This window comes from Salinimicrobium terrae DSM 17865 (assembly GCF_000424665.1).
GTDB classification, from domain to species: domain Bacteria; phylum Bacteroidota; class Bacteroidia; order Flavobacteriales; family Flavobacteriaceae; genus Salinimicrobium; species Salinimicrobium terrae.
The window spans coordinates 422,112-442,277 of sequence record NZ_KE384221.1; the positions used below are offsets into that span (position 1 = coordinate 422,112).

20 protein-coding genes are annotated in these 20,166 nt (G+C 37.8%); 18 read left to right on the forward strand and 2 right to left on the reverse strand.

What is annotated here, in order from left to right; translation table 11 throughout:
- From H148_RS18020 to H148_RS0114245, 5 genes are all read left to right on the forward strand, one after another.
- Positions 1 to 642, forward strand: a complete 642-nt coding sequence (locus tag H148_RS18020; RefSeq protein ID WP_051286500.1) for a methyltransferase domain-containing protein — start codon at positions 1 to 3, stop codon at positions 640 to 642.
- Positions 633 to 1,610, forward strand: coding sequence for a glycosyltransferase family A protein (locus H148_RS0114230; protein ID WP_029035394.1), 978 nt, complete (start codon positions 633 to 635; stop codon positions 1,608 to 1,610). Before H148_RS18020 ends, H148_RS0114230 begins: the two co-directional genes overlap by 10 nt.
- Positions 1,607 to 2,770, forward strand: coding sequence for a glycosyltransferase family 4 protein (locus H148_RS0114235; protein ID WP_029035395.1), 1,164 nt, complete (start codon positions 1,607 to 1,609; stop codon positions 2,768 to 2,770). The genes H148_RS0114230 and H148_RS0114235 overlap by 4 nt, the downstream gene beginning before the upstream one ends.
- A gap of 2 nt (positions 2,771 to 2,772) precedes the next feature.
- Positions 2,773 to 3,768, forward strand: a complete 996-nt coding sequence (locus H148_RS0114240; protein ID WP_029035396.1) for an N-acetylneuraminate synthase family protein — start codon at positions 2,773 to 2,775, stop codon at positions 3,766 to 3,768.
- 117 nt (positions 3,769 to 3,885) lie between these two features.
- Positions 3,886 to 4,902 (forward strand): glycosyltransferase, encoded by a 1,017-nt coding sequence (locus H148_RS0114245; protein ID WP_029035397.1) that lies wholly within the window; start codon positions 3,886 to 3,888, stop codon positions 4,900 to 4,902.
- 198 nt (positions 4,903 to 5,100) lie between these two features.
- Here H148_RS0114245 and H148_RS18400 read toward each other — a convergent pair whose 3' ends face one another.
- A complete protein-coding gene (locus tag H148_RS18400) occupies positions 5,101 to 5,721 on the reverse strand; it encodes a class I SAM-dependent methyltransferase (protein WP_211222993.1) in 621 nt (206 codons plus the stop codon).
- Between the two features lie 25 nt (positions 5,722 to 5,746).
- Entirely contained in the window at positions 5,747 to 6,532 is a 786-nt protein-coding gene (locus H148_RS0114255; protein ID WP_156877261.1) for a hypothetical protein, read from the reverse strand.
- 170 nt (positions 6,533 to 6,702) lie between these two features.
- Between H148_RS0114255 and H148_RS0114265 the strand changes: the two genes are divergently transcribed.
- The 13 genes from H148_RS0114265 to H148_RS0114330 form a co-directional block, all read left to right on the forward strand.
- Entirely contained in the window at positions 6,703 to 8,232 is a 1,530-nt protein-coding gene (locus H148_RS0114265) for a glycosyltransferase family 2 protein (protein ID WP_029035399.1), read from the forward strand.
- 55 nt (positions 8,233 to 8,287) lie between these two features.
- Positions 8,288 to 9,280 (forward strand): glycosyltransferase family 2 protein, encoded by a 993-nt coding sequence (locus H148_RS0114270; RefSeq protein ID WP_029035400.1) that lies wholly within the window; start codon positions 8,288 to 8,290, stop codon positions 9,278 to 9,280.
- Positions 9,277 to 10,263 (forward strand): glycosyltransferase, encoded by a 987-nt coding sequence (locus H148_RS0114275; RefSeq protein ID WP_029035401.1) that lies wholly within the window; start codon positions 9,277 to 9,279, stop codon positions 10,261 to 10,263. The genes H148_RS0114270 and H148_RS0114275 overlap by 4 nt, the downstream gene beginning before the upstream one ends.
- 17 nt (positions 10,264 to 10,280) lie before the next feature.
- Positions 10,281 to 11,078, forward strand: a complete 798-nt coding sequence (locus H148_RS0114280) for a class I SAM-dependent methyltransferase (RefSeq protein WP_037325293.1) — start codon at positions 10,281 to 10,283, stop codon at positions 11,076 to 11,078.
- A gap of 55 nt (positions 11,079 to 11,133) precedes the next feature.
- Positions 11,134 to 12,126: a glucosamine inositolphosphorylceramide transferase family protein gene (locus tag H148_RS18405; RefSeq protein WP_029035403.1), complete on the forward strand. Its 993-nt coding sequence runs from the start codon at positions 11,134 to 11,136 to the stop codon at positions 12,124 to 12,126.
- Positions 12,127 to 12,207: 81 nt separating this feature from the next.
- A complete protein-coding gene (locus H148_RS0114290; RefSeq protein WP_245583433.1) occupies positions 12,208 to 13,332 on the forward strand; it encodes a glycosyltransferase family 4 protein in 1,125 nt (374 codons plus the stop codon).
- A 52-nt stretch (positions 13,333 to 13,384) separates the two neighbouring features.
- A complete protein-coding gene (locus H148_RS0114295) occupies positions 13,385 to 13,780 on the forward strand; it encodes a four helix bundle protein (RefSeq protein WP_029035405.1) in 396 nt (131 codons plus the stop codon).
- 129 nt (positions 13,781 to 13,909) lie between these two features.
- Positions 13,910 to 14,971: a glycosyltransferase gene (locus H148_RS0114300; RefSeq protein WP_029035406.1), complete on the forward strand. Its 1,062-nt coding sequence runs from the start codon at positions 13,910 to 13,912 to the stop codon at positions 14,969 to 14,971.
- A 50-nt stretch (positions 14,972 to 15,021) separates the two neighbouring features.
- The gene (locus H148_RS18035) at positions 15,022 to 16,425 is read left to right on the forward strand and encodes an O-antigen ligase family protein (protein ID WP_083961682.1); all 1,404 of its coding nucleotides are present in this window, start codon (positions 15,022 to 15,024) and stop codon (positions 16,423 to 16,425) included.
- A 28-nt stretch (positions 16,426 to 16,453) separates the two neighbouring features.
- Positions 16,454 to 17,470, forward strand: a complete 1,017-nt coding sequence (locus H148_RS0114310; RefSeq protein WP_029035407.1) for a glycosyltransferase family 4 protein — start codon at positions 16,454 to 16,456, stop codon at positions 17,468 to 17,470.
- Between the two features lie 799 nt (positions 17,471 to 18,269).
- Positions 18,270 to 19,253 (forward strand): glycosyltransferase family 4 protein, encoded by a 984-nt coding sequence (locus tag H148_RS0114315; RefSeq protein ID WP_245583434.1) that lies wholly within the window; start codon positions 18,270 to 18,272, stop codon positions 19,251 to 19,253.
- Positions 19,254 to 19,447: 194 nt separating this feature from the next.
- Entirely contained in the window at positions 19,448 to 19,810 is a 363-nt protein-coding gene (locus H148_RS0114325) for a four helix bundle protein (RefSeq protein ID WP_029035410.1), read from the forward strand.
- A gap of 99 nt (positions 19,811 to 19,909) precedes the next feature.
- On the forward strand, positions 19,910 to 20,166 hold a 257-nt coding region (locus tag H148_RS0114330; RefSeq protein WP_037325299.1), incomplete at its 3' end, for a transposase.

Consider the following 20,166-nt stretch of genomic DNA (forward strand, 5'->3'; position numbering starts at 1 on the left):
TTGAAAATCAAAATATTAGAAACTTTCTTCAATGTTAACAGGAATCTGGCCAGGGATCTTGTCCGGAAACTGAGGGCCAGACAACAGGCGCAGAAAACTCAGGAATTAAGAAAAAACAAACGATCAGATTTCAGGCGCTGGGAAAAATCTTCAGCCTTATATTCCGAGTGGGATGAGCGGACAATTAAAATGGCTACCTTTCTTTATCCCGGTTCCAATATTATTGAATTCGGTGCCGGAAATATGGTCCTGAAAGAGAATCTGCCGCCAAATTGTTCCTACACTCCTTCAGATATCTATAAGAGATCCGGGGATGTAATTGTCTGTGACCTTAATGAACCTGTTGAAATTGATCTGTCAAAATATGATACTGCAGTTTTCAGCGGAGTTTTGGAGTACGTTTACAATATTGATCAGGTCTTTGAGCAACTAAAGCCTTTTATGCGTTATGTTGTGCTCTCTTATTCCTGTAAAGATCTTTCAGATGCAGATAGGTTGGAGAGAGGCTGGTTAAGTGATTATTCCCGGGAGGAACTGGAAAGGATTTTTAAAAAACATGACTATGAAATCATCACTGGAGGGCAGTGGAGGAAACAATTGTTATATTCCCTGAAGCAGAAAAGTTATAGTCAATGCGAATAGGCTCTAATCCACATAAGGTGCAAAAAAAAATTGCCCTGGAGAACAATCACCGGGTAGTAGTAGTTGTTTTCATTCCACAGTTGACAGGGTACTACCAAAAATCTCTTGATGTATTCAAACTCTGCATTGAATCCCTCGTAAGGACGAACACAGGGGAGTATTCTATTACTGTGGTTAATAACGGCTCATGCAGGGAAGTAAAAGATCTGTTAGACGCTTATTCTTCAAAAGAAGTGGACACTATAATTCATCACGCCCGGAATATTGGAAAAATTGATGCGTTGGTTGGGGCGGCAAGAGGGGTAAGGGAAGAGTTAATAACATTAAGTGATGCAGATATTCTTTACAAGAAGAATTGGGATAAAGCCACACGCGAAGTTTTCAGAACTTTTAAAAAGGCCGGCTCGGTCTCTCCAATTTCCTTCAGGCATGGCTTATTTTATGGCACAAGTTCAGTTCTGAGGGAGGTTTTATTTGGTCGTCTGGAATTTTCCTATGAACCAATACCTGAGAATTTTGAGGATCAGAATAAATATCTTTCGAGTATCAACTGGAACAATGAAAAGGATGATCAGGTTGAATGGCCGGTAGTAAGTTTAAAAGGTGTTAAGGCTGTAATCGGTAGCGGACATCAGGTCCTTACCCTTAAGAGAGAAATACTCTTTTCTTCAGTACCTGAGGCTCCTTCTCTAACCCTTGTAGGTGGCAATTCTGAAAATAAATACATAGATGAACCCATTGATAAAGCAGGTTTTATGAGGCTAAGCACCTACAATAACTACGCTTATCATATGGGCAATGAGATCGAAAGTTGGATGGAGAAAATACCATCAGGTGAAAAGGAAGACTTTGCAGGTTATCATCCGTTTCCTTTAGAAAAGAAAAAGGTGAAAACTAGCGGGCATAGAGCTTTTATTATAAGGAAACACCTGGTAAAAAGGTTGTTTAAATTTTTTTATCACCAATGAGGCAGAAAATATTAATTGTAGGGCCTATAGAGGATCTTGGAGGAAGGGAGCTTGAAGCGGGATTTGTTGCGTCAGTTTTAAAAGAGGATTTTGATGTCAGCGTACTTTCTACAGGTAATCTCACCCACACCTCTCAATTCTATGAAACTGCAGATGGTATACAGATGGTTTCTTTGAAACAGTTATTGTACAAAAGATACTGGCCTCTTAGGCCCGCTTCATTTTTAAGTTATCTAAAGAACAGGAGAAAAGCCCCCCGATATTTTTATGTGAACAACAAATTCAACTCGAAATTTATTAAATCCAGGGAAAACGAGATCTTAAAAGAACATATTTCTAACCATGACCTGGTTTTTATCATTGCTCATCTTGAGACGCTACGGACCAGAGAGATTATTGAATACTGTGATAAAATGAAAAAACCTGTAATATTTAGGACAACAGGTGAAATTTCAAATCAGACGTTTCCTTTATATCTTCATAAAGTAGCTCATTTTTTACACCACTCTATGCATAATGCCCAAAGGCTTCATGAAAAATTATCTGAAATAACCTGGTCTAAAATCGACCAGACGGCTTTCTTTGAAGATAAATTATTGGATATTCCTTGTGTAGATAAAATTCCCACTGCATTCGGCGTAATTGGAAGATTGAGCCCGGAAAAAAATCTAGAAAACCTTATTTCCTATTTTTCAGAAAATGGAAATGAAAAAGACACCTTATATATCGTTGGCGATGGGGAACTGGGTATGAAACTTAAAATGCTCTCTGCGAATAGATCTAATATTGAAATTATAGGTTCTATAGCCTACCAAGAAGTATCTGAATTTTTCAAAAAAATTCATTGTTTCATAGTGGCATCTTACACAGAAGCAGGACCGCTGGTAGGAGTGGAAGCAATGGCTGCGGGGAAACTAATATTAAGTACAAAAGTAGGCGCTATGCCGGAAAGACTTCAAGAAACTGATAATGATTTTTGGTTTGAACCAGATGACGAAAGATCGTTCAGGGAACAATTTGAAAGGATTAAAAGTTTAGATCCGTCACAGGTTTATGAAATTGCCGGCAAAAATCGTGAAGTTTATATCGAAAGATACAGTAAAAGAACGATAGCGGAAGAATACCTTAGTAGTGTAAAGCAAATTCTAAAGAATAATTAGGCATGTTTATAATAGCGGAAGTCGGGCAGGCTCACGAAGGAAGTTTAGGGATGGCGTTTTCATATATAGATGCGCTTTCTGAAGCAGGAGTGAATGCGGCAAAGTTTCAGGTACACATAGCCGAAGCAGAAAGCAGTATTCATGAGCCTTTTCGGGTGAAATTTTCCTTACAGGATGCTACCCGCTTTGACTACTGGAAACGAATGGAGTTTACACGGGAGGAATGGCAAATGCTGAAGGAGAGATGTGACAAAAAAGGAGTGGAATTTCTGGCCTCGCCGTTTAGCAATGCGGCCGTAGACCTACTGGAGAAAGTGGGCGTGAAGCGGTATAAAATCGGTTCCGGAGAAGTGAATAATTTCCTGTTACTAGAGAAAATTGCCCAAACAGGAAAACCGGTTATTCTTTCTTCGGGAATGAGTTCTTTTGAAGACTTGGATGAAGCTGTGACTTTTTTGAAACAGCGGAAGGTCAACTATTCCATTTTGCAGTGTACTACGGCCTATCCCACCAGTCCGGAAAACTATGGACTTAACGTCATAGAGGAACTAAAGACACGTTATGGAGTGCCAATTGGTTATTCAGACCATTCGGCAAGAATTGAAACTTGTATTGCCGCTGCTGCTTTGGAGGCAGAGATTCTGGAGTTCCATGCGATTTTTGACAGGAGCAGCTTCGGTCCTGACGCCTCCTCATCGCTGGAGATTAATGAGATCAAACAGCTGGTGCAGGCGGTGAGGAATATTCAGACATCATTTGGTCATCCGGTAAATAAAAATGACAATTCCGGTTTTAGCGACTTAAAGAACATCTTTGAAAAATCTTTGGCTTTGAACAAAGATCTTCCGAGGGGGCATATTTTAAAGTTTGAAGACCTGGAATCAAAAAAGCCTAGGGGGCATGGAATAGATGCAAAAGATTTTGGAAAAGTAATAGGGCAGGAATTAGCGCGGAAATGCGAAAAATGGGAATTTCTGACTTCTGATATGATTAAATGACAATTGATTTAAAAATTATTTCATAATCAAATTCTCAATGTTCTTTAAGCCAAGGCCCGGTAAATAGAATTTCTAGGAGGTCAAAGGGATGAAAATTTTATATAAAGGAATCACGTTATGCCACCTAAAGTACAATTCTACTTCAATTCAACCTTACCGCATTTCACCCAGCTCATTTCGGGAATCGAAATTCTGAATCAACAGGGAGAAATTGATTTAGAATATTCTTTGGAAACCAGAAATTACCCCGTCAATATCTGCAGAGTCGTATATGAAGGAAAAGTATTGATTTTTGATCTGGCCGATACTTCAGTAATTAGAGAAAAATTCTACAACGAATGTGATTTTTACATTAAAAGAATGCTTCTTCGGAAGGATTTTAAAGAAAGAAATAAACTTATTCCGTATGGTTTAAATTACATTGTGTTCTATGAAAATATTTTTATGCGAAATCTCATCTTTAATAAGAAATATTTTAAATACGGTATAAGGTACCATCAAAAAATTTCTGAAATTCTGAATATAAAAATCTCAATCTATACTTCACATCTAAAGAATCTTCAAGCTCAACCTATTGAGAATTACAATTTAATATTTAGAACCAGATTGTGGAATCCAGATAATAATCTAAATATCTCAAAGAAAAAAGAGCGCAAAAAGATGAATCAGGAACGGATTAAAATTAATCAGCTATTAACTAGAAAATTTGGAGATTCCTTCCAAGGGGGGATTGAGAAAGATGAATACTCAACTAAGGAAAGTCCTGATCTTCTTCTTTCCGGGGAACAGTATCATAAGAAAAATTATCTTAAACTGCTTAAGAATTCAGCTATTGGAATTGTTAGTCCGGGGTTGGAAGATAGTATAAGTTGGAAGTTTGGAGAATATGTGGCTCATGGTCTTGCTGTAATTACGACTCCTGTAGATGATTATCTGTTTCGCGGAGAATTTAGGGAAGGGGAAAATTATCTTGTCTATTCGGAACTCTCAGAATTGGTTGAAAAGATAGAGAGCTTACACAGGAATGACAGCTACCTTAGAAAAATCCAAAAGAATAATGTAGAGTATTATAAAAACTGGCTGGAGCCATCGGCTAAAATACGATCCATTTTTATGGAAATTAAAGCTTCCTGAATCTTCTGATGACTTAAACAATATGATTTTTTGCTTGTAATGTATTATTCCATTAGGATCTCTTTAAAGGTTTTAAAATCGATTAGGTTTAAGTTTGTCTTTCTGTTTAAATCCAAAATGTTGAATTCATAAAAAGGATTATCAAATTCAATGTGCTTGCCTATTTGATGCTGTTTTGCTAAAATCCCCATTCCCCAATCAGCATTCAATGCAGCATGAATTAACCAGAGGGTTACAGCGCCATTTAAAAAAGGCTTTCCAGGTGGTGCCATTCCAAAGACCTTGTGCAGGGGTAAACCAGTATTTATGATACTCCCTTGCGTGCCATTCCGAAGGTGGATTACAATCATGAAGCACAATGAAACCATCGTCTTTAACGTGGTTTAATGAGTTTATTATATCTCTGTCAACTTGTTCTGCCAAGTGTAAACCATCAATAAAAATGACATCAAATTTGATCTCACTGGACAATATTTCACCATTCCTAAGTTTTCTGAAGAACTCATCACTTGTAATTTTAAAATCTACAGGATTTTGATCATACTCTAATCCGGGGTCTACGCTGTATTTTTTAGTTGCTTTTATATAATTAAAATTATAAATAGGGTTGCGGACTCCTATTTCCAGGTAAAAAGTATCGTCCGATTTAAGAGAAAGTAAAAAATTTAAAACCTCAGTTCTTGATGGCTTTTTAGATAATTCCGAGTAATTCCTTTTTTGAACTTTTAAAAACTGCGCATCGTTGAAAGAACTTCTGCCTTTTACATAATTTTTAATGGGTTTTACCTTTAGTAAAATTTCTTTAAGTTTCCTTTTCATGGGTGGGAATTGCATATAATATGAATTAAGATATTGATCTATTACCCATAATTTTCCTGGAAAAGTTACGAATGAAGCGGGCATAGTGAAAAACAATATTATCCTTATACTGAATTCCAAAACTTCCACTCATTCCCTGGATTCTCAAGGGTATAGTCAGGGGTGCGTAACTCTTGCCTTCACATTTCTGATATGTAGAAGTAGCATCCCATAAAGATGCTTCAAAGTTATACCATAGATCAATATTACTACCAGCACTCAATAAATAAGGCCAAAAATCTAATGTAAAAAAGAAACATCTTGAATCCATTCTTTTTGGCTTGAATATATTAGCGTAAACTAAACAAGACTTTTTCTGGGTGAGCTGAAAAAAAATCCCAGAAAGTCTGCTAATATTAAGAACCTTTAATCTTCCGGTTATTTTCACGGCCATTTTTACTTCTTTTAGAAATTTTGAAGTTTTAAACGCAAATTCAATAATTTCCAGTTCTTTGTAACCAATACCGCGATCGGGATGAACAGGTGCAGATTCAAATTTGAGATATTCAATTCTCTCCGGGAGTATTGGAAAGTTTTCTAACTGGTCACCCGAATTTTCAATAAAAACCATCTTAAACTTCGTTTTATTAATATAGAATTTTATTGCTTCCAGATATTGTTGTCGTCGAAGTGCCGGATCTTTAACTGTAAGATTTGAGAGACTATTTGGAGTAATGGTGCCTGTAAGTATTAGAACAAGGTCGTTCTCTTCTGGTTTCATAATCTGGTCGTGGTCTTTTATATCTAAAGATTGATTCTTTAATTTTTCCAACAAATGATTTTGATCGAATCGAAAGATAATGATCTTTTCGAAAAATTTGAATAACATGTCCAGGTATGACCGAGAGGTAACTGTTTTAAATTTTCATGCTGTTGATCAGATTCTTGTTAACCTAAACAGGATTTGTAAAAAATAGTACATTTGACCAAAGCCATTGCCTCATGATCTTTCTGCTTCACAGCCATGCTGAGAAACTACATAATGCGACCAAAGATGGTAAAGATTTGTCACTGGAAAACAAAACTTTGACGAACGCCTTTTGGGAGCTGGTACAAAAACATCCGGAAGAACTAATAATCTGGAGGGACAAGACTGTGGACCTTCAGTTGGGTGATGATTTCACGACTACTTTCACTCATGAGTTAATCATGGCCAGTTATGCTGTGGAGAATCAGTTTATACCTGATCAAATTGGATATATAGATCAGCTTCCTTTTGTTAACCCAAATTATAAGGTTGTCTATCCAACCTGGAGGATGAGTACAGATATAGGAGGAATTTATGGGAAGACCGCCCTGAAGTTCAGAGAACTTTTTAAACTCATTAAAAATTTTGGGTATCTAGTAAATTCTATTGCGAAAACCGGGCAGCAAAATGGTCTTCTTTGTTATTCAAGCCCTCATCTTGTAATGAATAGGCAATCCAGTAAAATCGAATTTAATGCTGGTGAACAAATGCTCTTTAGCTTTGTCTCACAACATTATAAAAAAGAATGGTTAGGGGTGTTATTTTTTTGTCTTTGGAGGTATGAAAACATGTTTCCATTGTTATCCCTTATGAAAGGCCTGAACAAAAAATCCTGGCTCAAAAAAAACCTGCTTCTACCTATTGGGGATATTCAACAGAAGTATAAACCTGTTGAGCACTGTACTATTGATGTAATTATTCCCACATTTTTTCGAGCTGAACATGTCAAGAATCTTTTAAGTGACCTGAGCAAGCAAAGCAAACTTCCTAATTCAGTCATTATAGTAGAGCAGGATCCAAACCCCGAATCGAAATCCCAGCTGGATTTTTTGACTGAGGAATGGCCATTTGAAATCATACATCACTTTATTCACAAGGCGGGGGCCTGCTATGCCAGAAATCTTGCTATGAAATCTGTAACTGCTGATTATATTTTTTTTGCCGATGATGATATTAGAATTAAAAGTGATCTGCTTGAAAAGGCTTTGCTGGAAATAAACAGATTAGGAGTAGGATGTATTAATCTTAATAGTCTTCAACCCGGAGAGCAATCTATCTTTCACACTATAAAGCAGTGGGGTGCATTTGGGTCTGGAACTTCTGTAGTGAATTCAGATTATGCTTTAAGTTGCCGGTTTTCGGAAATTTTTGAACATGGCTACGGGGAGGATGCAGATTTTGGAATGAAACTCCGCGAAGCAGGTTGTGATATTATTTATCACCCCGGTATAGTAATAAAGCATTTAAAGGCTCCGGTTGGAGGCTTTAGGAAAAAGCCTGTGTTAGCCTGGGAAAAAGACTATCCAAAACCAAAACCTTCTCCCACTGTTATGGTGCTGGCGAAAAGATATTATACTACGAGGCAAATGAAAGGATTCAAGGTTTCCCTTTACTTGAAGTATTTCAAAAACCAGAAAAATAAAAATCCTTTTACTTATTTAAGTGATATGGAAACGAACTGGAAAAAAAGTGAGGAATGGGCAGAAAGATTAACCAATAAATGACTGACGCGGTATCGTCAAACGTAATCTTTTTTGGCATCAAATTTTTCATAAAGAAATGAAATTTAATCTTATCATCTGTACGTTTCAAAGGCCTATGGCAATAATGAAGTTGCTGGATTCAGTATATGAACAGATTTTGGTGCCTGATGAAATTCTGGTAGTTGATGGTTCGTACGATGATGAAACAGGTAATTTGTTTCAACAGCACAAACTCCCCGGCTTGAAATATTATAGAGTTGAAGTTGAAGATAGAGGTCTGACCCGCCAGCGAAATTATGGTGTGAAAAAAGCAGGGAAAAATATGGATGTCATCTGTTTTTTGGATGACGATATTATTCTGGAAGAAGATTATTTTCAAAATCTGATCAACACCTACTACGAATTTCCTGATGCCATTGGAGTAGGAGGATATATATTGGATGAAGTGAAGTGGGAAAGAAAACAAATTTCACCGATGTATGCCGAGTACAAAATAGATGGCTGGACCAGGAAACTTGGTAGTAGAAATTTGCTGAGAAAAAGATTGGGTTTGCTCTCCACAAAACCTCCGGGAATTATGCCAGATTTTTCCAACGGCCTTTCAACCGGATTTCTGCCACCATCAGGAAAAGTCTATCCTGTGGATTATTTTATGGGTGGAGTAGCTTCCTATAAAAAAGGCTTATTGGAGAAAATAGGCTTTTCAAAATATTTTGAAGGCTATGGGCTGTATGAGGACATGGATTTTTGCCTGCGGGCTTCACGCCACGGGCAGCTATATGTCAATACTGCAGCTCAGGTTCATCATTATCACGAAGAAGCGGGTAGACCTAACAGTTTTAAATATGGGAAAATGGTGGTGCGTAACGGCTGGTATGTCTGGCGGGTTAAAAACCCGAATCCCTCTTTAACGGCCAGATTTAAATGGATGGCTGTTGCAGTTCTATTACTGGGCGTCCGATGTGGTAACATTTTAAGCTCCACCAAAAAAAAAGAGGTTCTTTTTGAATGTCTTGGGAGAAAAGCAGGATTAATTAGTTTGATTTTCCAAAAGCCAGTGCCCAAATGAAAGTGATTATATATTCTCCTGTTGATGTTTTCTATTATTCCTTCTATATTGAAGGATTGTATCGTCTGTACGGAAAAGAAAATGTAAAATTCTCAATGGCTGGATTCCCTCCTTTTGCTTCCCGAATATTAGCTGCAAAAATATTAGAAAGTGACCGGGAATCCAAAATTGTTATAGATGCATTGGATACTTCTACTATTTATGACATTCCCCTTGAATGGTGTAATGTTTATGGAAAGGTGAATTATAACAGAGAAAACCTTCCTGTAAAAAATAAAGAGAAATTAGTGGCTGTAGGTCCGGGATTTGGAATAAGAATTTGGTCTTTCCCGCGCACGGTCTTTATGGCTCTTACAAATTATTTAAAATCAAGAGTTAGGATACACGATAAAAAATATTTCTTTACGAGTTATTGGAGACAGTACAGGCGATTACCTCTACAAGTATATCAAAACAATGCAAAGGTTAGGGATAATTACGTCTATTTTATGAGTTCTTTATGGGAAAAAGAAATGCAAACAAATAGCTCCAGGGCAAGCTTTATTGAAGCTTGTAAAGATTCAAATGAGATTGATTTTGAAGGAGGATTTGCCCCCCGTTCCGACAATAAAACTCTTGGATTTTCGTCTTCAATTGGGAAGAGAGTGGCTCCGAATATTTACATATGGAAAATTAAAAAATCCTTTGTCACTTTTAACACACCAGCCGTGCAGGGTTGTCATGGCTGGAAGCTGGCAGAATTTCTGGCAATGGGGAAAGCTATAATTTCAACCGATCTGAATAACGTTCTCCCTGCGCCCCTGGAGAATAGAAAACATCTGCATTTTGTAACTTCAACAAAGGAGGAAATAAAAAAGGCTTTAAAAGAGATATCGGGAAATGAAGAATATCGGAAACACCTGGAAAATAATTCCAGGAATTATTTTAATCAACATCTTGACCCGGTAAAGGTGATTTCGAAAATTTTAAAGTATTCTAAATAGAATATATTAACTATCTGGTGAAGAAAAGAGAGTTATTAAATAAGAAACAGGGGGAGTTCTACAATACCAAGAAAAAGAACCTTGCGACTCGTGTATGGTCCTACTTTCGTAATGGAGCTTTGAACCGAATTAAGAAGGAGATAGAGGTGGAAAAGGATATCTATGCGCTGCATGTATCCTGGTTTGGAGACCTCACAGAAAAAAAGGTTCTTGATTTAGGCTGTTATGCAGGAAATTCCTTAAGTATGTACCTGGCTACACATTCCCGGCAGTATTTGGGAATAGATTTAAGTGAGAAAGGAATTGCCGGATTAAGTAGCCGGTTAAAAGACATTCCTAATGCCAATGCTATTGTAATGGATTTTCTTTCAGATGAATTTAAAGAAAAGGATTTTGACCTGATCTATGCCTATGGAGTTCTCCATCATTTTAAAGAGGTTGAGGAACTAATAGAAAAACTAAAGGAAAAGACAACATCCAATGGATTAATTATTAGTCATGATCCACTCCAGACAAGTCTTTCTATTAATATACTCCGTAGGCTCTATCGGCCCTTTCAAAGTGATAAAGAATGGGAATGGCCTTTCAGAAGAGCAACTTACTATCAATTCGAGAAAGCTTTCGAAATAAAAGAAAGAAGAGGAGTATTGGGTAAAGCAAAGTGGAGCGGTTTTTTAAACCTTCTTCCGATTTCTCAAAATTCCAAGCTAGGCAAGGCAAAGGAATGGCATTTACAAGACTGGAAGATATCTGCTGAAAGTGATGAACATATGTTTAGTTGCATGCATTTAAGCATGCTTATGAAGAAAAAGTAAAATAAATAAATTATTTAGTTTACTTCTTTTAAAGAAGATCCTTAAGATTTCATAGATGATTAAAAAAAAATTCTTATTTCTGGGGGGTGGATTTTTGATAATTTTAATCATTCTGCTCTCCCTCAATTTCAGATATCCTTTTTATTCTTTGGAAGGAGGACCCTGGTCCGTTGGATTCACTACATCAAATAATATTTTAGATGATCTCCAGATCAATGAGAGCAATGTTATCTCTTACAGCTACATAGATAGCTTAGTTCCGGAAAAAATATTTTATATCGCAGATCCTTTTTTTCTTAAAGAAGATGGGCAATGGTATTTGTTTGTAGAATTGAAAGGTAAGGATAATGCCAATATTGCTTTATTGACTTCTGAAAATGGAAAAAATTTTGAGTACCAGGGTGTCGTTCTGGATGAAGATTTTCACCTGTCTTATCCGCAGGTATTTAAATACAGAAAGGAATTTTACATGTTACCTGAAACAAAGGGTTCCAATCAGGTCTTGCTGTACAAAGCTAAAGAATTCCCTTTTGCGTGGGAAATTAGTGATACACTACTCAGGAACCATAATTTAAAAGACCCCACCATACTTTTAAGTGATGAAATAAACTTAATCATCGCTGCTGATGATAATTTAAAACAGATGATGTTTACCGCTGACTCCCTCAAAGGGGAATGGAAGGAAGTGGAGAGATATAAACAAAGACTAGGCAATGAAACCAGACCCGGCGGAAGATTCTTTAAGGCCGGGGGTGATTGGTTTATTCCACTCCAGAACCGGTCTAAGGGTTATGGTACAGGCATTTCCCTTTACAGGTTAGAGACAAAGGATAATTTTGTTTCATTGGAAAAAGAAGTTTCGATGTATCTTGGACCACAGAAATTTAATTGGTTTAATAGGGGAATGCATCACCTCGACATTCAGGAACATGATGGGGAATATTTTATATTCTATGATGGGGACGAAAACTTGAATGGTAAAAAGAATTTTCAATACAAAAGAACCTTTAAATTAGCTCTTTACGACATTCTTAATTTTTTCAGTTAAATGAAGTTTTCTCTCATAACGTATATAGCTCATAAGAAAGTCAAAGAAATACATTATTCATATGGGCCATATATAAGAGAGATGAACATATGGCTGAAGTATCCGCAGTACGTGACAATTGTTGCCCCTGAAATCAATACTTCTCCCGTCGATAACGAAAATCCGTACAAAAGACGAGATTATGCCTTCAAAAATATTCCTGCAATTTCATTTATAAGCTTTAAGGATGCCATGCTGAGTCTGGTAAAGATTCCCGAAATTATGGTAATGCTTTTTAAGACGATGAAAGAATCAGATCATATTCATCTACGCTGTCCCGGAAACATCGGAGTGCTTGGTTGTATCTGTCAGATCTTTTTTCCCACGAAGCCAAAAACAGTAAAATATGCTGGGAATTGGGATCCGCAGGCAATACAGCCATTGACTTATAAACTACAAAAATGGATTCTGAGCAATACATTTTTAACGCAGAACACGCAGATACTGGTATACGGAGAATGGCCGGGACAATCAGAAAACGTAAAACCTTTCTTTACCGCGAGTTTTTCTGAAACTGAAATTGAAAGGGTAAAGAAAAAAGAATTTGCGGCACCATTTATCTTTCTCTTCGTCGGAAATCTGGTGGAGGGGAAACGACCGTTGGAGACGATTCAGCTAATAGAGGAGTTGAAGAACATTAGAAGAAGTACAGATCAGAAGCTCCCTGCCAGACTCGAATTTTATGGAGATGGACCGGCAAAACAGAAGCTGGAAGAATATGTGACTAAAAATAAACTGGAGAGAATAGTAATTTTTAAGGGAAATCGACCTTTGGAGGAATTAAAAGCAGCCTATCAAAAAGCGCATTTTGTAATCCTACCATCAAGATCTGAAGGCTGGCCAAAAGCCATTGCCGAAGGTATGTTCTTTGGCTGTATCCCCATCGCCACACCGGTAAGTTGTGTGCCGTGGATGCTCAACTACGGTAGTAGGGGAATATTATTAGATGAACACAAGAACCAAGAACCTAGAACCAAGAACCAAGACGGGGAAAAGGAGTGGTCAGTGGTCAGTGGTCAGTGGTCAGAAAACATTAAAAAGATTAAGGAATTATTGGCAGATCCGGAACGCATGAAAAGAATGTCTGAAGCAGCAAAAAAATGGAGTCAGCAATATACGTTGGAAAGGTTTGAGGAGGCGATAAAGGGAATTCTTTACAAGAATTAGTTCAAAGTTTTACGTTCAATGTTCAAGGTGCTTTTGATTTAAATTTGAAGATATGGGGAAAGTAGAAAGTTTTGAGGATCTGGAAGTATGGAAATTAGCACGCGAAATATGTTCTGATGTAGAAACTCTGTTTGAAACCACTGCACTAGGTAAAAGGTATTCTTTACTTAACCAGATGGATAGAAGTTCCGGTTCTGTTATGGATAATATTGCCGAAGAATTCGGAAGAGGTGGAAACCTAGAGTTCCGAAATTTTTTAGGTTTCTCCCGTGGCTCCTGTACTGAATTAAAGTCACAATTGTATCGAGCAAAAGATAAGAATCTCATTTCAGAATTAGAATTCAAACAGTTGGCCAACAAATGCGAAAAAGAGATCGCCAAAATCACAGCTTTTATTAATTTTCTCAATAGATCAAACTTTAAAGGCTCCAAATTCAAAAAAGACTAAAAACAATAATTGGAGGTGGATGCACCTTGAACGTTAAACCTTGAACGTTTGTGGAGTATGCACCCCGAACGTTAAACCTGGCACGTTGAACAATAGTTTAATGAGATTTCCTAAATAACCGAAAACAAAATGCGAATTCTACAGTTAATCGACAGCCTACGGCCCGGCGGCGCTGAACGCATGTCTGTGACATACGCCAATGCCCTTGCGAAGCGGATCGATGGATCTTTTCTGTGCTGTACGCGAATGGAGGGTCTGCTAAAAAACCAACTATCTCCTGAAGTAGGTTACCTGTTTCTGAACAAGAAGAATATCTTGGATCGGCAGGCATTTCAAAAGCTGCGAAAGTTTGTAAAAGAAAATCAGATAGACATTATCCAGGCCCATAGCAGCTCCTGGTTTTTGGCTTTGTTAATTCAACTAAGTCTGCCGGGCGTGAAGCTGATATGGCATGACCACTATGGCAGAGAACTAAGTACAAGAAAAACGGGTTTTCTAAAACCAGCCTCAAAGTTTTTTGATGGTATTATAGCTGTCAATAAAGATCTTGAAACTTGGTCTCATAAAAACCTTCACTGTGGAAGTGTTCGTTATTTTAGGAATTTTCTTCCAGAGGTTTCTACTTCCAGAAAAAATGTCAAGCTAAGAGGAGGTGATAGCTTTAAAATTGTTTGTGTGGCCAATTTTCGACCGCAGAAGGATCACCTGAACCTTTTACAAGCTTTTGTGCTAATAAAAGATATCCATCCGAATTTGACATTGCATCTAATTGGAAAAGATGAGCAGAGTAAATATTCAGAAGAAATCAGAAATTTCATCCAGGACCATAAGTTGGTAGATTCGGTTTTGGTTTATGGGGAGCAGGAAAACATTCCGGCTTTGCTTCAGCAGGCTAATATGGGAGTGTTGTCTTCGGCGTCAGAAGGTTTACCGGTATCGCTTCTCGAGTATGGACGTGCCGGAATTCCGGTGATCTGTACCCGTGTTGGGCAATGTGAGGAAGTAGTAGGTAATCGCGGAAAATTAATTCCTCCTAAGGATCCGCAGGCCCTGGCACATGCGATTGACGAGTACATTCAAAACAGCGAATCTCAAAAGAAAGATGCTCAATTCCTTCTACAGGAAATCAAAACCAATTACTCTGAAGAAACTATAATACCAACAGTGCTTGATTTTTTCATTGACCGCTAAGCATTGAACCCCTGCTTTATTTCCTTATTATTGTAGTCTCAAACCCAGCCATGTCTGCAGTTGAATCACATTCCCGCCGTTCCTCCACTACTCCTATGAAGCTGGCGAACCTGGAATATTTGAAGCTTTTGCTGCTACATTTTGGGATAGCTTTTGCCATCTATGTTTATGAAGGAGTCTCTTCTCTTTACTTTATGGGCGTTATAGGCTATTTTCTTTTCATAACTATTCAAAACGAGAATCGCAATAATGAAGCTCTCATGGCTGCTGCTTATATTGCCGGGGCGGAGGTTTTCTGGCGAATGACCGGAGCTTTATTATTTTATGAGACGGGGAAATATGGTGTAATATTATTTCTCCTTATTGGGATGTTTTTTAAAGGTACATCGGCAAGAACTACGCCTTACTGGTTGTATTTATTGATTTTAGTTCCAGGTATTTTGATCGCATCCATGTCAATAAGCTACGAAGCAGAATTTCGAAAGCTCATCGCCTTTAACTTAAGCGGTCCGGTATGTTTGGGAGTGACGGCCTTGTACTGTTATTACAAAAAGATTAAGAGCAGAGATTTTCAACGGATGCTTCTAATGATCCTCGTGCCATTGTTGGCGCAGATGGTGTATCTATATTTGTATACCCCTACTTTACATGAGGGGATAATAAGTCTGTCCGGCAACTACGCTGCAACCGGCGGTTACGGACCAAATCAGATATCTACTGTTTTTGGTTTGGGTGCTTTCCTCCTCGTAACGCGACTCTTTACAATAAATAGTAAATCAATTAATTTAATTGATCTTGGGCTCTTAGGTTTAATGGGATATAGAGCACTTATTACTTTTTCAAGAGGAGGAGTGTTTACAGCCGTAATTTGTATAATCCTTTTTGTAATTGTATATTATTCTAAACAAGACATTCAAGGGCAAATAAAAACTCGCTTCAAATTAATTTTAATCTCAATTGCATTTTTTGTTATCTGGAGTTTTTCATCTTTAAAAACGTTCGGTCTTTTAGACAACCGGTATGCCAATCAAAATGCCGCGGGACAATTAAAGGGGGATATTACGACAGGACGTGTTGAGCTTGTAGTGACAGAGCTAAAAGGTTTCTATGAACATCCTGTTCTTGGTATTGGAGTTGGAGTTGGAAAGGAATTCAGGGAAAAGAATCTTGGAATTGAAATTGCAACTCATAATGAACTGAGTCGTCTCCTCTCCGAACATGGACTACTTGGAGTAGTCGCAATTCTAATTCTTATATTTGTTCCCATTATATTTTGGACAAAATTTAAAAACAATTATTATTTTTTGGCGTTCTTAGCCTTTTGGTTCCTCACCATTAATCACTCGGCAATGAGAATTGCCTTACCGGCTTTTGTATATGGGCTTGCGTTATTATATATCGTTGATGATAAAAAAGGCCAATCAACAAGAAAAGGATTGAGGCGTAATAAATGAGAGGAGCAGGTGCTGTTAAAAATAGTTGATGAAAAAAAGAATTCTTTATATAGGTAACAATCTTTCCAATCCCACTTTTACGGCTACCTATATTTCTTTTTTTAGTGAAGTATTGAAGCAGGAGGGCTACTGGGTGAAAACGGCATCGGGAAAGGATAATAAGGCACTAAGGCTGATGGAGATGCTCTCCCTAATCTGGACCAACCGCAAACAAACTGATGTTGTTCTTATTGACACATACGGGGCCCAGAATTTCTATTATGCCTACAGCATTGGGAAGCTATGTCAGCAGCTAAAGCTGCATTATATTCCAATCTTACACGGGGGGAATCTAAAGGAGCGCCTCGATAAAACGCCAAACCTTACCAAGTCCCTCTTTGGCAACGCCCGGATCAATGTCGCACCCTCACATTTTTTATATGACATTTTTTTAGATCACGGTTTTACAAATTCCAAAATAATCCCTAATTCGATTACACTTGAGAATTATCCTTTTAAGGAAAGAAAAGCTTTCGGTCCGAAATTTTTATGGGTCCGCAGGTTTCAGGAGCGATACAATCCTTTGATGGCTTTAAAGGTTTTTGAGCAGATATACAAGCAGCATCCTGAAGCAAAAATGTGTATGGTGGGGCCGGAAAAGGATGGTTCTCTGGAGATGTGCATGAATTATGCTGCGCAGAGAAATTTACCGGTAGAATTCCCGGGGAAAATGAAAAAGAAAGATTGGGCAGCCATTTCAGTAAATTATGATTTTTTCATTAATTCCACTGATGTTGATAACACTCCTATTAGCGTCATAGAGGCCATGGCCCTGGGTCTCCCGGTGATCTCCACAGATGTTGGCGGAATGCCTTATCTTATTGAAAATGGAAAAGACGGTATCCTTGTGCCGCAAAATGACGTCTCCACAATGGTCTCTGCCATAGAAGATCTCCTCCAAAATCCTGAAAAATGTGAGCAAATCGCACAAGCCGCTTATGAGAAAGTGGGTCGGTTTGACTGGGAAATTGTGAAGGAACAGTGGATAGAGGTTTTTAATGAATAATGAATAAGGTATATTGAATAATATATAATTTGGCTCTCCCTCATTTTCAGTTAGGGCAAAAGAATAATTTGAACCGAAAAGAGACCAATTCTTCAATTAAATTCCAGGTACGAAACTCGAATTTTTCATTTAGATATTTCCTTTGTCAGGCTAAACTATTTTCGTGCTCGTGAGGGCGTGAAAAATGGTCGAAACGGGTTAGGATTAGGTTTAATACACTGAAGCACTTCGACTTTTCCTCCCTCTGGTCGGGCTCAGTGTGACATTTGAGTAAAAATTGAATTTTCTTTCCTTCTGTTGGACTGAATTTAATTATGATTAGATTATTCAATTATAGACATGCTCATTGCGTCTAAGATGTGAGAGATGTACTACGAACTAAATCGTCACATCTCAGATTGAGTTGTTTTCGTGCCCGTGGGGGCGTGAAAACCAGGCCGAAACCGGTAAGGATTAGGTTTAGTACATGGAAGCACTTCGACTTTTCCTCCCTTCGGTCGGGCTTAGTGTGACATTTGTTGTAGCACTTTGATCTTCTTCTTAATTCTGGACATGCTTTGGCTCCAAGGAACAAACCTAATTTTAACTTTTATCAGGTTGAGCTCTTTTTCCGGCTCCCTTTAGGGTCGGGGTAAAACGGGAAAAGGAATAATTAAGTAAAAACAGGAATTAGTACACGCAAGCACTTCGACTTTTCCAACCTCCGCTTGGGCTCAGTGTGACATTTGTACTTTATTTAATTATTTTTACTTAAATTCTAATACAAGTTCTGAAAAATATTCTCTACATAGGAAATGAATTGAGAGGAAAAGGAGGGAGTCCCACCTCGATCGACACCCTCACTCCACTTTTAAAAGAAGAAGGGTTCAATGTGAAAACTGCCTCATCCGAAAAGAACAAACTCTTTCGATTGGCTGAAATGCTATTCACCGTTTTCAGAAACAGAAAAACCACAGACTACGTACTCATTGATACCTACAGCACCCAAAATTTTTGGTATGCTTATGCTGTGGCCAGGATTTGTCAAAAGTTCAATTTAAAGTATATCCCTATTCTCCATGGGGGAGAACTTCCTTCACGTATGGAACGTTCCCCTAAGGCTTCAAAAAGGCTGTTTGGAAAGGCTTATTTTAATGTAGCGCCCTCGCTGTTTATGAAAACTGTTTTTCAGCAGAGTGGTTTTCTTAATGTGAAATATATTCCCAATAGTATTAATCTACAGGAATACTATTTTAAAGAACGACATGATCTGCGCCCAAAACTTCTGTGGGTTCGTGCCTTTGCAGAGATCTACAGTCCCATGCAGGCAATAAAGGTGCTGGAACTTCTGTTGCCCGATTATCCCAATGCCGAACTATGCATGGTGGGACCGGTTAAGGATGACTCCTGGAAAGATTGTATTCGTTACGCAAAACTTCACCGCCTGCCTGTGCAATTTCCCGGCCGATTGTCTAAAAAGGAGTGGACAAAACTTTCAGAACAATATGACATTTTTCTTAACACTACTAACATTGACAATACCCCCGTTAGTGTTATTGAAGCCATGGCTTTGGGATTACCTGTGGTTTCTACAAACGTTGGCGGACTTCCATACCTTATTTCTGCGGACATAGACGGAGTACTCGTTCCTCCAAATGAACCGGATCGAATGGCCTCTGCAGTAAAAAATCTTCTTCAGGACCCTCAACGATCATCTGAAAGAACCCGAGCGGCCAGAGAAAAGGTAGAGGCTTTCGACTGGGAGAGGGTAAAGTTGATGTGGAAGTCTTTATTGAGCGGGTAGAATTGAGATCATATGAGTCTGCGTTGTTGTGGGTTTTCAGTTGTGAGTTGTGAGTTATTTAAAACCTTCGCGTTGCTCAACTTTATTAAATTTATAAGATACCTTGGATTTTGGCTTTTAAACCCACCCATAGCTCAGAAACGACAACCGAAAAGCTGGATAACTGATAACGGAGAACTGATAAGAAAAAAGATATGAAAAGCTACAAAGATCTGGATATATACAATCTTGCATTTACTTATGCTGTAGAGGTTCATAAGGCTTCTTTAAAAATGCCCAAGTTTGAATTATTTGAGCAGGGGAGTCAGGTAAGAAGATCGTCAAAAAGTATAAAGGATAATATTGTAGAAGGATATGGTAGAAGAAAATATAAACAGGACTTCATTAAATTTTTAATTTTCAGTCACGCCTCTCTTCTTGAATGCATTTCACAGTTAGAAATGATCGATGAACTTTATGAGATCCCTGAAATAGAAGAACTGCGAAAGAAATACGATCTTTTAGGAGGAAAAATATACTCTTTTATTCAATATGTAGAAAAAAATTGGAAAACTTAAAAAAACCTAGCCCTTGGGTGGTCCCAGCTTTTCATTTGTTTAATTGTCGGGTACTGAAATAAGTTGACCGTTTTACGGAGTTTTAAACAACTCAGTATTATGGCAAATCTACAAGATTTTTCCAAAGAAGCTTCTAATCGAGTAAATCGTTATTTTAGTAAAAGCTTTAAGCGTAAAAAAGTTCAAGAGATTGAAAAGAATATTTCCACTGTTGCCGAGATTTGCAGGGAATATGAAGTGTCTACAACGGCAGTTTATAAATGGTTATATAAATATTCTCGCAATCGCAAACGTGGTGTAAAACAAGTTGTAGAACTTATGAGCGATACCCATAAATTAAAAGATCTAAAAGCCAG